This window comes from Streptomyces yangpuensis (genome assembly GCF_024666385.1).
GTDB lineage: Bacteria > Actinomycetota > Actinomycetes > Streptomycetales > Streptomycetaceae > Streptomyces > Streptomyces yangpuensis.
Map to the genome: position 1 here is coordinate 5,069,028 of NZ_CP102514.1, position 15,313 is coordinate 5,084,340.

General features: G+C 72.0%; 13 protein-coding genes and 1 tRNA gene. 13 read left to right on the top strand and 1 reads right to left on the bottom strand.

Annotated features, from left to right (window positions below):
• Positions 1-23: 23 nt before the first annotated feature.
• Positions 24-95: transfer RNA gene (locus tag NRK68_RS23395), tRNA-Arg, on the bottom strand.
• A gap of 106 nt (positions 96-201) precedes the next feature.
• Here NRK68_RS23395 and NRK68_RS23400 point away from each other — a divergent pair.
• The 13 genes from NRK68_RS23400 to NRK68_RS23460 all read left to right on the top strand — a co-directional run bounded on the left by NRK68_RS23400 (position 202) and on the right by NRK68_RS23460 (position 15,266).
• A complete protein-coding gene (locus NRK68_RS23400; RefSeq protein ID WP_257856635.1) occupies positions 202-675 on the top strand; it encodes a response regulator in 474 nt (157 codons plus the stop codon).
• Positions 676-785: 110 nt separating this feature from the next.
• Positions 786-2,147, top strand: a complete 1,362-nt coding sequence (gene nrtL / locus NRK68_RS23405) for an ArgS-related anticodon-binding protein NrtL (protein ID WP_257856636.1) — start codon at positions 786-788, stop codon at positions 2,145-2,147.
• A gap of 19 nt (positions 2,148-2,166) precedes the next feature.
• Entirely contained in the window at positions 2,167-3,558 is a 1,392-nt protein-coding gene (lysA, locus tag NRK68_RS23410) for a diaminopimelate decarboxylase (protein ID WP_257856637.1), read from the top strand.
• Positions 3,559-3,683: 125 nt separating this feature from the next.
• The gene (locus NRK68_RS23415) at positions 3,684-4,988 is read left to right on the top strand and encodes a homoserine dehydrogenase (RefSeq protein ID WP_183067340.1); all 1,305 of its coding nucleotides are present in this window, start codon (positions 3,684-3,686) and stop codon (positions 4,986-4,988) included.
• A 6-nt stretch (positions 4,989-4,994) separates the two neighbouring features.
• Positions 4,995-6,065, top strand: coding sequence for a threonine synthase (gene thrC / locus NRK68_RS23420; protein WP_183067341.1), 1,071 nt, complete (start codon positions 4,995-4,997; stop codon positions 6,063-6,065).
• Positions 6,066-6,438: 373 nt separating this feature from the next.
• Positions 6,439-7,365 (top strand): homoserine kinase, encoded by a 927-nt coding sequence (gene thrB, locus NRK68_RS23425; protein ID WP_030768872.1) that lies wholly within the window; start codon positions 6,439-6,441, stop codon positions 7,363-7,365.
• Positions 7,366-7,795: 430 nt separating this feature from the next.
• On the top strand, positions 7,796-9,874 hold the full coding sequence (rho, locus tag NRK68_RS23430; RefSeq protein ID WP_183067342.1) for a transcription termination factor Rho: 2,079 nt from the start codon (positions 7,796-7,798) through the stop codon (positions 9,872-9,874).
• A gap of 417 nt (positions 9,875-10,291) precedes the next feature.
• A complete protein-coding gene (locus NRK68_RS23435; protein ID WP_257856639.1) occupies positions 10,292-11,389 on the top strand; it encodes an LCP family protein in 1,098 nt (365 codons plus the stop codon).
• 232 nt (positions 11,390-11,621) lie between these two features.
• Positions 11,622-11,840: a 50S ribosomal protein L31 gene (gene rpmE / locus NRK68_RS23440; RefSeq protein WP_030008686.1), complete on the top strand. Its 219-nt coding sequence runs from the start codon at positions 11,622-11,624 to the stop codon at positions 11,838-11,840.
• 127 nt (positions 11,841-11,967) lie between these two features.
• Positions 11,968-13,047: a peptide chain release factor 1 gene (prfA, locus tag NRK68_RS23445; protein ID WP_046776164.1), complete on the top strand. Its 1,080-nt coding sequence runs from the start codon at positions 11,968-11,970 to the stop codon at positions 13,045-13,047.
• 47 nt (positions 13,048-13,094) lie between these two features.
• A complete protein-coding gene (gene prmC / locus NRK68_RS23450) occupies positions 13,095-13,940 on the top strand; it encodes a peptide chain release factor N(5)-glutamine methyltransferase (protein ID WP_183067344.1) in 846 nt (281 codons plus the stop codon).
• A gap of 49 nt (positions 13,941-13,989) precedes the next feature.
• Complete coding sequence (locus NRK68_RS23455; RefSeq protein WP_030964254.1) at positions 13,990-14,637, top strand: L-threonylcarbamoyladenylate synthase; 648 nt, start codon at positions 13,990-13,992, stop codon at positions 14,635-14,637.
• Positions 14,634-15,266: an arsenate reductase/protein-tyrosine-phosphatase family protein gene (locus tag NRK68_RS23460; RefSeq protein WP_183067345.1), complete on the top strand. Its 633-nt coding sequence runs from the start codon at positions 14,634-14,636 to the stop codon at positions 15,264-15,266. The genes NRK68_RS23455 and NRK68_RS23460 overlap by 4 nt, the downstream gene beginning before the upstream one ends.
• Positions 15,267-15,313 lie beyond the last annotated feature (47 nt).

Below are 15,313 nucleotides of genomic sequence, written 5' to 3' on the forward strand. Positions count from 1 at the left end.
TGATGGCGCTGTCTCTGCTGGAGTGCCCCCGGCAGGATTCGAACCTGCGCACACGGCTCCGGAGGCCGTTGCTCTATCCCCTGAGCTACGGGGGCGTGTCGCTTGTGGTGCGGCGACGGGTTGAACACTACCAGCTTCCATGGGGTGATCAGGAACCCGTTTGTGGGGGAGGGGTGAGTGCGTCGCCCGCACGGGGTGGAAGTGGCAAAAACCCGGACGCGGGGGCCCGCGCCGACCTACTCTCGAGTTGTGCCAGGCGTCTCGGGCCGGGTCCTCGTTGTCGACGACAACAAGGTCATCCGGCAGCTGATCAAGGTCAATCTCGAGCTGGAGGGCTTCGAGGTCGTGACCGCGAACGATGGTGCCGAGTGCCTGGACATGGTGCACCGGGTGTGTCCCGACGTGATCACCCTTGATGTGGTCATGCCCCGGCTGGACGGGTTCGGGGCCGCCGCGCAGTTGCGGGCCGATCCGCGGACCCGGGACGTGCCCGTCGCCATCGTCAGCGCCTGTACGCAGCAGGAGGTCGAGTCCGGCATCGCCGCCGGGGTGGATGCCTTCCTGGCCAAGCCCTTCGAGCCCACCGAGCTGGTACGGATCGTGCGGCGGCTGGCCGAGGGCAAGGACCGGCGCGACGGGAGGAGAGGGGCTCCCGCCGGGAGAGGGCGTGGCTGACGGCGCGTGACGTCCTTTCCGGCTCTCCGGCCGCGGCCTCTTTCTCAGCCCGCTGTTCACATGGCGAAACCCTTCGCGGGATGACGGGGCGTCTCCCCTAGGCTGGTCCCGTGACCCCCGCAGACCTCTCCCGTTGCGTCGTACGCGCCGTGCGCTGCGCCGTCGCGGACGGGGAGCTGGCCGCCGGCGCGGCCGCGCCCGAGCGGGTCGTCGTCGAGCGGACCCGGCCCGGCGGGGTGGGGGACTACGCCACCCCCGTCGCCTTCCAGGTCGCCAAGGCCGCCGGGTGCCCGCCGCGGGACGTGGCCGGCGTACTGGCCCGCCGGCTCAGCGCGGAGCCCGGCATCGAGCGCGTCGAGGTCACCGGGGCAGGATTCCTCAACTTCGTGCTTCCCGCCCCCTCCGCGCCCGCGGTCATAGCCGACGCGGTCATGCGCGACCTCGTCATCCGGGACGTGTGCCGGGGTGCCGGCCGGGCCCTCACCGCCGACGAGAGCCGGTCCGGGCCGGGTGAGCGCCGGCTGCGGGAGCGGGTCGTGCGCCAGAGTATTCTGCGGCTCCTGCACGTCCAGGGCGGCGTCAGTGAGTGCGCCCTGCCCGCCGTCCCGGCCACTGCTCCGCCCGTCGCCCTGTCTGCGGCCGCCGCCACGCCCGCCGCCCCGGTCGGCGACCCGCCCATCGCCGCGGCCGCCGCCCCGCCCGCCGCCGCGGCCGCCGCTCCGCCCACCGCTCCTGCCGCCGTCCCGCACACCGCCGCCGCGGCCGCCCCGCCCACCGCTCCGCCCGCCGTCCCGCCCACCGCCGCGGCCGCCCCGCCCGCCGCCCCTGCCGCCGTCCCGCCCACCGCCGCGGCCGCCGCTCCGCTCGCCGTCCCGCCCACCGCTCCGCCCACCGCTCCTGCCGCCGTCCCGCACACCGCCGCCGCGGCCGCCCCGCCCGCCGCCCCTGCCGCCGCCACGGTCGCCGACCTGCCCGTTGCCCCCGTCGCCAGGCGCGACGGCGACGTCGTCGCCCGCTACGGCGCCGACGCCGCCCGCTGGGCGATGCTCGCCGTACCCGCCCGCGAGACCCCGTCCTTCTCCGACGTCCTGCTCGTACAGGGCGAGGCCAGCGAGGTCTTCCGCGTCCGGTACGCCCACGCCCGCAGCCGGGCGCTCCTGCGCAACGCGGCCCAGCTGGGCTTCCGTCCCGAGCCCGGCCACGTCGACGACGCCCCCGCCCTGCTGCGCCTCCTCGCAGACCACCCCCTCGTACTCGAAGCCGCCGCGCACCACCGCGCCCCCGAGCGGCTCACCCGGCACCTCGTCGAGCTGGCCGACGCGCTGCTCGACTTCCAGTACCGCGTACTGCCCCAGGGGGACGAGAAACCCTCGGCCGCCCACCGCGCCCGGCTGGCACTCGCCGAAGCCGCCGGGACGGTGCTGGCCGGCGGCCTGACCCTGCTCGGCATGGACGCACCCGAACGCCTATGACCCGCGAAGAGAGAAGCCGATGAGCCGTTCCGCGCACCCCGCCGGGCCCCGCCACGCCGACGTCCTGCCCGAAGGGCACTACTCCCCGCCGCCCGCCGACCTGAACGCGCTCGACGAGAAGGTCTGGTCCCACACCGTGCGGCGCGGGGACGACGGCGTCGTCTCCGTCGGCGGCATCGAAGTCACCCGGCTCGCCGAGGAGTTCGGGACGCCCGCCTACTTCCTCGACGAGGAGGACTTCCGGGCCCGGTGCCGGGCCTGGGCGCACGCCTTCGGCAAGGACGCCGACGTCTTCTACGCCGGGAAGGCGTTCCTGTCCAAGGCCGTCGTGAAGTGGCTGAAGGAAGAGGGGCTGAACGTCGACGTGTGCTCCGGCGGGGAGCTGTCGACCGCCCTCGCCGCCGGGATGCCGGCCGACCGGATCGCCTTCCACGGCAACAACAAGTCCGAGGGCGAGATCCGGCGGGCCGTCGGGGCCGGCGTCGGTCGCATCGTCCTGGACTCCTTCCAGGAGATCGCCCGCGTCGCGCACATCGCCCGTGAGCTGGGCGTACGGCAGCCGGTGCAGATCCGGGCGACCGTCGGCGTCGAGGCGCACACGCACGAGTTCATCGCCACCGCCCACGAGGACCAGAAGTTCGGCATCGCCGTCGCGGACGGGTCCGCCGCCGAGGCCGTGCGCCGCGCCCTCGGCCACGACTCGCTGGAGCTGCTGGGCGTCCACTCCCACATCGGCTCGCAGATCTTCGACATGGCCGGCTTCGAGGTCTCCGCCAAGCGCGTCGTGCGGCTGCTCGCCGCCGTCCGCGACGAGCACGGCGTCGAACTGCCCGAGATCGACCTCGGCGGCGGCCTCGGCATCGCCTACACCTCCGGCGACGACCCCCGCGAGCCGCACGAGATCGCGAAGGCGCTCACCGAGATCGTGGCCCGCGAGTGCGAGAGCGCCGGGCTGCGCGCCCCCCGGATCTCCGTCGAGCCCGGCCGCGCCATCGTCGGCCCGACCGCGTTCACGCTGTACGAGGTGGGGACGATCAAGCCGCTGGAGGGGCTGCGTACGTACGTCAGCGTCGACGGCGGGATGTCCGACAACATCCGTACGGCCCTCTACGACGCCGAATACTCCATCGCCCTCGTCTCCCGCACCTCCGACGCCGAGCCCATGCTCGTGCGCGTCGTCGGCAAGCACTGCGAGAGCGGTGACATCGTCGTGAAGGACGCGTTCCTGCCGGCCGACCTGGCGCCCGGCGACCTCCTCGCCGTGCCCGCGACCGGTGCGTACTGCCGCTCCATGGCCAGCAACTACAACCACGCGCTCCGCCCGCCGGTCGTCGCCGTGCGTGACGGACAGGCCCGAGTGATCGTTCGCCGCGAGACGGAGGAAGATCTCCTGCGACTCGACCTCGGATGATGAAATAGGTGTCTCACGAAATGGACCGAAGATGGAAAGTGCTGTCCATTGAGTGAGACTGGTTCACACCCCGCGCGCAAAACCGCGCGCGGGGTATTGATGGAAGATCGAAAGGCGTAGGTCGAATGATGCGTACGCGTCCGCTGAAGGTGGCGCTGCTGGGCTGTGGAGTGGTCGGCTCAGAGGTGGCTCGCATCATGACGACGCACGCCGACGACCTCACGCAGAGGATCGGCGCGCCCGTCGAGCTCGCCGGCGTGGCCGTGCGCCGCCCCTCCAAGGTCCGTGAGGGCATCGATCCGTCGCTGATCACCACCGATGCCACCGCCCTCCTCAAACGCGGTGACATCGACATCGCCATCGAGGTCATCGGCGGCATCGAGCCGGCCCGCACGCTGATCACCACCGCTTTCGAGCACGGCATCTCCGTGGTCTCCGCGAACAAGGCACTGCTCGCCCAGGACGGCGCCGCGCTGCACGCCGCCGCCGAGCAGCAGGGGCGCGACCTGTACTACGAGGCCGCCGTCGCCGGCGCCATCCCGCTGGTCCGCCCGATGCGCGAGTCCCTCGCCGGCGACAAGATCAACCGCGTGATGGGCATCGTCAACGGCACGACGAACTTCATCCTCGACAAGATGGACTCGACCGGCGCCGGCTACCAGGAGGCGCTCGACGAGGCCACGGCCCTCGGGTACGCCGAGGCCGACCCGACCGCCGACGTCGAGGGCTACGACGCCGCCGCCAAGGCCGCGATCCTGGCCGGCATCGCCTTCCACACCCGCGTGCGCCTCGACGACGTCTACCGCGAGGGCATGACCGAGGTCAGCGCCGCCGACTTCGCCTCCGCCAAGCGGATGGGCTGCACCATCAAGCTCCTCGCCATCCTGGAGCGCGCCGCGGACGGCGAGTCCGTCACCGCCCGCGTCCACCCGGCGATGATCCCGCTGAGCCACCCGCTCGCCTCCGTCCGCGAGGCGTACAACGCCGTCTTCGTCGAGGCGGAGGCCGCCGGGCGGCTCATGTTCTACGGGCCCGGCGCGGGCGGCGCCCCGACCGCGTCCGCGGTCCTCGGCGACCTCGTCGCCGTCGCCCGCAACAAGCTCGCCGAGGCAACGGGGCCCGGCGAGTCGGCGTACACCCAGCTGCCGGTCAGCCCCATGGGCGACGTCGTCACCCGCTACCACATCAGCCTCGATGTGGCGGACAAGCCGGGCGTCCTCGCCCAGGTGGCGACCACGTTCGCGGAGCACGGTGTCTCGATCGACACCGTCCGGCAGCAAGGTCGTCCGGACGGGGTCGGCAAGGAGGCCTCCCTCGTCGTCGTCACCCACCGCGCCGCCGACGCCGCCCTCTCGGGGACCGTCGAAGCGCTGCGGAAGCTGGACACCGTGCGCGGTGTCGCCAGCATCATGCGTGTTGAAGGGGAGTAGGGACCCATGAGCAGCAATCGCACCCACCAGTGGCGCGGCATCATCGAGGAGTACCGGGACCGCCTGCCGGTGACGGACGCGACTCCCGTGGTGACGCTCCGCGAGGGTGGCACCCCCCTCGTCCCCGCGCAGGTGCTGTCCGAGCGCACCGGCTGCGAGGTGCACCTCAAGGTCGAGGGGGCGAACCCCACCGGGTCCTTCAAGGACCGCGGCATGACCATGGCGATCACGAAGGCCAAGGAGGAGGGCGCCAAGGCCGTCATCTGCGCCTCCACCGGCAACACCTCGGCCTCGGCCGCCGCGTACGCGGTGCGCGCCGGGATGGTGTCCGCGGTGCTCGTGCCCCGCGGCAAGATCGCGCTCGGCAAGATGGGCCAGGCCCTCGTGCACGGCGCCAAGATCCTGCAGGTGGACGGCAACTTCGACGACTGCCTGGACCTCGCCCGCGCGCTGTCCGACAACTACCCGGTGGCGCTGGTCAATTCGGTCAACCCGGTGCGCATCGAGGGCCAGAAGACGGCCGCGTTCGAGATCGTCGACGCGCTCGGCGACGCCCCGGACGTGCACGTGCTGCCGGTGGGCAACGCGGGCAACATCACCGCGTACTGGAAGGGGTTCAAGGAGTACAAGGCCGACGGCCTGGCCTCCCGTACGCCCCGTGTGTGGGGCTTCCAGGCCTCCGGTTCCGCGCCCATCGTGCGCGGCGAGGTCGTCAAGGAGCCGCACACCGTGGCCACCGCGATCCGTATCGGCAACCCGGCCTCCTGGGACCACGCGCTGGCCGCGCGTGACGAGTCGGGCGGCTTCATCGACGAGGTGACGGACCGCCAGATCCTGGCCGCCTACCGGCTGTTGGCCGCTCAGGAGGGCGTCTTCGTCGAGCCCGCCTCGGCCGCCTCCGTGGCCGGTCTGCTCAAGGCCGCCGAGCTGGGCCTGGTGGACCCGGGCCAGCGGATCGTGTGCACCGTCACGGGCAACGGCCTCAAGGACCCCGACTGGGCGGTCGCCGGCGCTCCGCAGCCGGTCACCGTTCCGGTGGACGCCGAAGCCGCCGCCGTGCGCCTCGGCCTGGTCTGACGGGTCCGGCAGGTCCGACAGGTCCGACAGGTCCGACCACACGATCGTGTGAGCCGGGTTCCGGAGGTTTCCGAGTGCCCCGACGGCACTCCCCGGGGCCCTCCGGAACCCGGCAACTCACCTCGTACGACGACAAAAGTGCAGCCGAAGCGGGTCCAGCCCGCTCGAAGCCCGCGACACGCACCGTGCGCCTCCTGTGCGCCCTATGTCGCGAGAGAACCTTCCTTCGATAGGCTGTACTTACATCCGCCACCGCGCATATGACTGCGGTGCTGCCCCGAGGGCCTTCGGGTGTCGTACGTTCTCCAGTACATTCACAGCGAGCCAGCGAAGAGCGAAGTCCTCGCACAGTCACAAGGAGTGTCATCGGACGATGGCCGGTCCAGCGTTCCGCGCCGCCGCCGTACGGGTGCGCGTCCCCGCCAGCAGTGCCAACCTCGGCCCCGGGTTCGACGCTCTGGGCCTGGCCCTGGGGCTCTACGACGACGTCGTCGTCCGGGTGGCCGACTCCGGCCTGAACATCGACATCGCGGGAGAGGGCGCCGACACCCTCCCGCGGGACGAGAGCCACCTGCTCGTACGCTCCATGCGCACCGCCTTCGACCTGCTGGGCGGACAGCCGCGCGGCCTGGAGGTCGTCTGCGCCAACCGGATCCCGCACGGCCGCGGCCTCGGGTCCTCCTCCGCAGCCATCTGCGCCGGCATCGTCGCCGCCCGCGCCGTCACCATAGGCGGCGAGGCGAAGCTCGACGACGCGGCGCTCCTGGAGCTCGCCACCGAGATCGAGGGCCACCCCGACAACGTCGCCGCCTGCCTGCTGGGCGGGTTCACGCTGGCGTGGATGGACGGGGGCAGCGCCCGGGCGATCCGGATGGAGCCCGCCGACTCCATCGTTCCGGTGGTCTTCGTACCTTCCCGGCCGGTCCTCACGGAGACGGCGCGCGGCCTGCTGCCGCGCACCGTGCCGCACGTGGACGCGGCCGTCAACGCGGGCCGTGCGGGCCTGCTCGTGGAAGCCCTGACCAGGCGTCCCGAGCTGCTGCTGCCGGCCACCGAAGACCGGCTCCACCAGGAGTACCGGTCCCCGGCGATGCCCGAGAGCGTGGCACTCGTCAACCGACTGCGGGCGGACGGCATCCCCGCGGTCATCTCCGGCGCGGGCCCCACGGTCCTCGCGCTGGTCGACAACGACGCGGCCGACAAGGTCGCGCAGCTCGCCGGCGAGGGGTGGGCGGCCAACCGGCTCGCCCTCGACGCCGCGGGCGCGAGCGTACTTCCGCTGGGTACCCAGGGCGGCTAGGCCTGTACTTCGACAGGTCCGGCCGGTTCAGGGCGGGCGGCCGGGGCAGGCCGCCCGCGCGGAAGTGCGCGGTTGCCGGTGATTGAGAGGGGGAATATCTATTGGATCCGGTAGTGTTAGTCTCAAGTGCGCATCGGAAGCCGCCATGGCTCGGTGCTCAGTGTCCCCATCCGGGACCACATTTCTTCCGGGAGCCTCCCCGACTGCTTTGATCACTTCCAGCAGTTTCGAGCACGCTCCGGAATCGGCGTGATTTTCCCACGCTTTCAGCTCGGGGGCTTCTCGCCGGAACCCACGCACGTTTCTCTCCGCCGTATCTCTTATCGGCGGACCACCGCCCCGGCACGGTCCACACCTAGGACCGTCGTCGGACAGCACAACCGGTCGCCGAGCCAGACAGGCCGACGTCCGCTCCAGGGAAGGACCCTTCGTGAGCGACACCACCGATCTGATGGGCGCTGCCGACACCTCTGTCGACACCAGTGCTCCCGCCGCGGGCGCCGCGCCCAAGCGTCGTCGCACCGGCACCGGCCTTGACGGCATGGTCCTCGCCGAGCTGCAGCAGGTCGCGTCGGGCCTCGGTATCAGGGGCACCGCGCGGATGCGCAAGAGCCAGCTGATCGAGGTCATCAAGGAGGCGCAGGCGGGCAGCGGTGCCCCCAAGGCCGCCGCCTCCGCCGCGGACACCGCCGAGGCCAAGCCGAAGCGCCGCGCCACCAGCAAGGCCCGTACGGCCGCCGCCGACGCCGCACCGGCGGAGGCCCCCGCGGCCCCCGCCGAGAAGCCCGCCGTCGCCGCGCAGGCGCAGATCGAGATCCCGGGCCAGCCCGCCAGCGACGACGCGCCGGCCGGCGAGCGTCGCCGCCGCCGTGCCACGGCCCCCTCCGGCAGCCCGGAGGGCTCGGCCCCCGTCTCCGTACAGGTCGAGCAGAAGGCCGACACGGCCACCGCCACCGCGCCCGCCGAGACCAAGGCGGAGGCCGCCACCGCGGTCTCCGCGGGCCAGGCCCAGGGCCAGGACGGCGAGGGCCGCGGCCGCCGCGACCGTCGTGAGCGCGGCGACCGCCAGCGCGACCGCCGTGAGCGCGGCGCCAAGGCCGACGACCAGGGCCAGGGCGGCCAGGGTCAGGGCCAGCCCGCGCAGGGCGGCCAGGGCGGCGGCCGGCAGGACCGCGCCGACCGTCAGGACCGCCAGCAGCAGGGCGGCCGCGGTCAGGGCCAGGGCCAGCAGGGCCGCCAGGACGGCGGCCCGCAGGACGACTTCGACGACGAGGGCGGCCGCCGTGGCCGTCGCGGCCGCTACCGCGACCGCCGTGGCCGTCGCGGCCGCGACGAGTTCGCGCCGAACGAGCCGCAGGTCGCCGACGACGACGTGCTGATCCCCGTCGCGGGCATCCTCGACATCCTCGACAACTACGCGTTCATCCGGACCTCGGGCTACCTGCCCGGCCCCAACGACGTGTACGTCTCCCTCGCCCAGGTACGCAAGGCGGGTCTGCGCAAGGGCGACCACACCACGGGTGCCGTGCGCCAGCCCAAGGACGGCGAGCGCCGCGAGAAGTTCAACGCCCTGGTGCGCCTCGACTCGGTGAACGGCATGGCGCCCGAATCCGGCCGCGGCCGACCGGAGTTCCAGAAGCTGACGCCCCTGTACCCGCAGGACCGGCTGCGCCTGGAGACCGACCCGGGCGTGCTGACCACCCGCATCATCGACCTCGTGTCGCCGATCGGTAAGGGCCAGCGCGGTCTGATCGTGGCCCCGCCGAAGACCGGCAAGACCATGATCATGCAGGCGATCGCCAACGCGATCACCACCAACAACCCCGAGTGCCACCTGATGGTCGTCCTGGTCGACGAGCGTCCGGAAGAGGTCACCGACATGCAGCGGTCGGTCAAGGGCGAGGTCATCTCCTCGACCTTCGACCGCCCGGCCGAGGACCACACCACTGTCGCCGAGCTGGCCATCGAGCGCGCCAAGCGTCTCGTCGAGCTGGGTCACGACGTGGTCGTCCTGCTGGACTCCATCACCCGTCTGGGCCGCGCGTACAACCTCGCGGCGCCCGCCTCCGGCCGCATCCTGTCCGGTGGTGTCGACTCGACCGCGCTGTACCCGCCGAAGCGCTTCTTCGGTGCCGCGCGCAACATCGAGGACGGCGGCTCGCTGACCATCCTGGCCACCGCGCTGGTCGACACCGGCTCGCGCATGGACGAGGTGATCTTCGAGGAGTTCAAGGGCACCGGCAACATGGAGCTCAAGCTCGACCGGAAGCTCGCCGACAAGCGCATCTTCCCGGCCGTCGACGTGGACCCGTCGGGCACCCGCAAGGAGGAGATCCTCCTCAACGCGGAGGAGCTCGCCATCGTCTGGAAGCTGCGCCGGGTGCTGCACGCGCTCGACTCGCAGCAGGCGATCGAACTGCTCCTCGACAAGATGAAGCAGACGAAGTCGAACGCCGAGTTCCTGATGCAGATCGCGAAGACGACCCCGTCGGGCAAGAACGACGACTGAGGTCCCCCGTCCGGCGCCCCGCGCCGGTGGTGAGGCATCGCCACGGCAGCCCCCGTCCGCACCGCGCGGCGGGGGCTGCCGTGCGTCCGGCGGCGGGCGGGAACGCCCCGGCGCGTCCCGGAGTGGCCCTGGAGTGCTTCCGGACGGCCCCTGGAGGGCCTTTGGGGAGCCCTCCGGGCCCCGTGCGAGCTTCGCCACATCACACCCGCCGCGCGGCTCCCGGGCACGCACCCCGAAACCGCAGGTGAAGAACGGGCTACTCGGAGTTTGTCCCGGTTCGTACGCAAGTGCTGGCCGCTCGGGGGTTGCGTACGGCATGGAACTCTTCATGGCATTCGCCCGTCTGTGTCAGAGGACCCGCGGGGCGGACGGCGGGCCGGTACGGACCCGGGGACCGGACTCTGGAGTGAAGAGCGCATGACCGAGGACAGCAAGGGCCGGGGCCGGCGGGCCGCGGGCCGCCGGCGCAAACCGGCGACGCGCCGCAGGGCTCTCGTCATCGCCGCGTGGAGCGCCGCCGGGGTGGTCCTGCTGGGCGGGGCGGGCGCCGGCTACTTCTACTTCACGCTCAACGGAAACCTGAAGACCGTCGACATCGACCAGGCGCTGGGTACCGACCGCCCCGCCGACGTCGACAACGGATCGATGGACATACTCGTCCTCGGCTCCGACTCCCGCGGCGGAGCCAACGGCGCGTACGGCCAGGACGACGGCGGCTCCGCCCGCTCCGACACCGCGATGATCGTCCACCTGTACGAGGGCCACGAGAGGGCCAGTGTGGTGTCCATACCCCGCGACACCATGACCTCCCGGCCCGAGTGCCCCACGGGCAGGGGGAAGACCGACCCCGGCGGCAAGCGCCGGCAGTTCAACGAGGCCTACACCGTCGGCGGCGCCGCCTGCGCGGTCAAGGCCGTCGAGAAGATGTCGGGGATCCGCATGGACCACTACATCGAGGTCGACTTCACCGGCTTCAAGAAGATCATCGACACCCTCGGCGGCGTCGAGGTCACCACCACCAAGCCGATCAAGGACGCCTACAGCCACCTCGATCTCCCGGCCGGCCCGAACAAGCTGAACGGCGAGCAGGCCCTCGGTCTGGTCCGGACCCGCCACGGCGTCGGGGACGGCGGCGACCTCGGCCGAATACAGCTGCAGCAGGCCTTCATCAAGGCGCTGATCAAGCAGGTCAAGGGCGTCGGGGTGTTCGACAACCCCAAGAAGCTGTTCGACCTCGCCGACGCCGGCACCAAGGCTCTCACCACCGACAAGGCGCTCGGCGACGTGAAGTCCCTCGCCGGATTCGCCCAGAGCCTCCAGGGCATCGACGCCGGTGACCTGCAGATGATCACCCTGCCCGTGACCACGGACGCGCTCGACGCGAACCGCGTCACACCCCTGCAGAAGGAGTCGAAGATGGTCTGGGACGCCCTGCTGGCCGACCGGCCGATCCCCGCCGAGGCCACCGTGAACTCCACCGGCGACAAGAGCGCCGCGGGGACCGTCGTCCAATAGGCCCACCGGCGGAACGGACCCGGAACGGACCCCCGGAACGGACCCGGGACGGACCCCCGGAACAGCCCCGGGACGGACCCCGGAATAGACCGGGACCCCTTCCCGTTGAAGGAGGCGTCCTCAGAATTTTGACAGGCGGCCCGGTCCTGGCAGACTGGTCTGTCGGCCCCGGTTCACGCAAGCAGCAATTCGGCTCCTGCGACCCGGCGCCCTCCCGAATCTAGGAGACACCTTGAAGCGCGATGTTCACCCCGAGTACGTCGAGACCGCGGTCAGCTGCACCTGCGGCGCGTCGTTCACGACCCGTAGCACCCTGACCGAGGGCACCATCCGTGCCGAGGTCTGCTCCGAGTGCCACCCGTTCTACACGGGCAAGCAGAAGATCCTCGACACCGGTGGCCGTGTGGCCCGCTTCGAGGCGCGCTTCGGCAAGGGCGCGGCCAAGAAGTAGCGCGACCCAGGCGCCGGTCTCCGGCCGCCCCCTGTCCACTCGGGGGCGGCCGGACCGGCGCCTTTGTCGTCGTTCAAGCCCGTCACCCGTGCAGTCCCCCCCGCACTTTCACCACAGGAGTCCCCCGATGTTCGAGGCGGTCGAGGAACTGGTCGGCGAACATGCCGACCTCGAGAAGCAGCTCGCCGACCCTTCGGTCCACTCCGATCAGGCCAACGCGCGCAAGCTGAACAAGCGCTACGCGGAGCTGACCCCGATCATCGCGACCTTCCGTGCCTGGAAGCAGACGGGCGACGACATCGAGACGGCGAAGGAGCTCGCGGCCGACGACCCGGACTTCGCCGCCGAGGTCAAGGAGCTGACGCAGGCGCGCGAGGAGCTCACCGAGAAGCTCCGCCTGCTGCTCGTCCCGCGCGACCCCAGCGACGACAAGGACGTGCTCCTGGAGGTCAAGGCGGGCGCGGGCGGCGACGAGTCCGCCCTGTTCGCCGGCGACCTGCTGCGCATGTACCTGCGCTACGCCGAGCGCGTGGGCTGGAAGACCGAGATCATCGACGCCACCGAGTCCGAGCTCGGCGGTTACAAGGACGTCCAGGTCTCCGTCCGCACCAAGGGCGGCAACGGCGCCACCGAGCCCGGCCAGGGCGTCTGGGCCCGCCTGAAGTACGAGGGCGGCGTGCACCGCGTCCAGCGCGTTCCCGCCACCGAGTCCCAGGGCCGCATCCACACCTCCGCCGCCGGCGTGCTCGTCACCCCGGAGGCCGAGGAGGTCGAGGTCGAGATCAACGCCAACGACCTCCGCATCGACGTGTACCGCTCCTCCGGCCCCGGCGGCCAGTCCGTCAACACCACCGACTCGGCCGTGCGCATCACGCACATCCCGACCGGTGTGGTCGCCTCCTGCCAGAACGAGAAGAGCCAGCTCCAGAACAAGGAGCAGGCCATGCGCATCCTGCGGTCGCGCCTGCTGGCCGCCGCCCAGGAGGCCGCCGAGCAGGAGGCCTCGGACGTGCGCCGCAGCCAGGTCCGCTCCGTCGACCGGTCCGAGAAGATCCGTACGTACAACTTCCCGGAAAACCGGATCTCGGACCACCGCACCGGCTTCAAGGCGTACAACTTGGACCAGGTGCTCGACGGTGACCTCGACGCGGTCATCCAGGCCTGCGTGGACACGGACTCCGCGGCCAAGCTCGCCGCCGCGAACTGACCGAACACCGCACCACCCCCCGTACGACAGCAGCCCGGAGGACCAGCGTGAACTTGCTGCTTGCCGAGGTGGCCCAGGCCACCCAGCGGCTGGCCGCCGCCGGCGTGCCCTCACCGCGCTTCGACGCGGAGGAGCTCGCCGCCTTCGTGCACGGCGTCAAACGGGGGGAACTGCACCACGTCAAGGACGCGGACTTCGACGCCCGCTACTGGGAGGCCGTCGCCCGCCGCGAGGCCCGCGAGCCGCTCCAGCACATCACCGGCCGCGCCTTCTTCCGCTACCTGGAGCTCCAGGTCGGGCCCGGGGTGTTCGTGCCCCGGCCCGAGACCGAGTCGGTCGTGGACTGGGCCATACAGGCCGTCCGGGCGATGGACGTCGTCGAGCCGCTGATCGTCGACCTGTGCACCGGGTCCGGCGCGATCGCGCTGGCCATGGCGCAGGAGGTGCCGCGCTCGCGCGTGCACGCGGTCGAGCTGTCCGAGGACGCGCTGCGCTGGACCCGCAAGAACGCCGAGGGCTCCCGGGTCACCGTCCACCAGGGCGACGCCCTGACCGCGCTGCCCGAGCTCGACGGCCAGGTCGACCTGGTCATCTCCAACCCGCCGTACATCCCGCTCACCGAGTGGGAGTACGTGGCGCCCGAGGCCCGCGACCACGACCCGGAGATGGCGCTTTTCTCCGGCGAGGACGGACTCGACACCATCCGGGGCCTCGAGCGCACCGCCCACCGGCTGCTGCGACCCGGCGGCATCGTCGTCGTCGAGCACGCCGACACCCAGGGCGGCCAGGTCCCGTGGATCTTCGCCGAGGAACAGGGCTGGGCCGACGCGGCCGACCACCCCGACCTCAACAACCGCCCGCGCTTCGCCACGGCCCGTAAGGCGCTGCCGTGACCGGCGCGACGAACCCCGCCACCCCCCTGCTGCACGAGGAGGCCCGCTGATGGCCCGGCGATACGACTGCAACGACGCGACGGACCGCAAGACGGGCCTGCGTGAAGCCGCATCCGCCGTGCGCCGCGGCGAGCTCGTCGTGCTGCCCACCGACACCCTGTACGGGATCGGCGCGGACGCCTTCAGCCCGGAGGCCGTGCACGACCTCCTCGCCGCCAAGGGCCGCGGCCGCGGCATGCCCACCCCGGTGCTCATCGGTTCCCCGAACACCCTGCACGGCCTCGTCACGGACTTCTCCGAGCAGGCCTGGGAGCTCGTCGACGCCTTCTGGCCCGGCGCGCTCACGCTGGTCGCCAAGCACCAGCCGTCCCTGGCGTGGGATCTCGGCGACACCCACGGCACCGTCGCCGTCCGCATGCCGCTGCACCCGGTCGCCATCGAGCTGCTGACGGAGGTCGGCCCGATGGCGGTGTCCTCGGCCAACCTCTCCGGGCACCCGGCCCCCGAGGACTGCGACGCGGCCCGCGAGATGCTCGGCGACTCGGTGTCCGTCTACCTGGACGGCGGTCCGACGCCCGGCATCGAGCCGTCGTCGATCGTCGACGTCACGGGGAAGGTTCCCGTGCTGCTGCGCGAGGGGGCGCTCAGCGCCGACCAGCTGCGGGAGGTCGTACCCGACCTCGAGGTGGCCCCGTGAGCCCTGAGGGGCGTGGCATAGCAGGGGGAAGCACTTTCCGCATACTCCACGTCAGCACGGGCAACGTGTGCCGCTCGCCCATCACCGAGCGGCTCACCCGGCACGCCCTCTCGCACCGCCTCGGCGGCCCCGTCGGCGGCGACCTCATCGTGGAGAGCGCCGGTACGTGGGGCCACGAGGGCGCCCCGATGGAGGCGAACGCGGCGGCCGTGCTGGAGGACTTCGGGGCCGACACGACCGGGTTCACCGGCCGCGAGCTGCTCGACGAGCACGTCATACGCGCCGACCTGGTGCTGACCGCCACGCGCGACCACCGTGCGCAGGTCATCTCGATGGGGCATTCGGCGGGGCTGCGCACCTTCACGCTCAAGGAGTTCACCCGGCTGGTCCGGGCCATAGATCCGGCCACGCTGCCGCCGCTGGACGACGGCATGGCGGAGCGGGCGCGGGCGCTCGTACGGGCCGCCGCGGCGCTGCGCGGATGGCTGCTGGCGCCGTCGCCCGACGCGGACGAGGTGTACGACCCGTACGGCGCGCCGATCACCTTCTTCCGCTCCATCGGCGACGAGATCAACCAGGCGCTGGACCCCGTGGTGACGGCCCTGACGGGCGTGGCCGCCCGCCGCTGACCCCGGCGGCCGGAGGCCGGCGGGAGGCGTCGGCAGGGCGTCGCGGG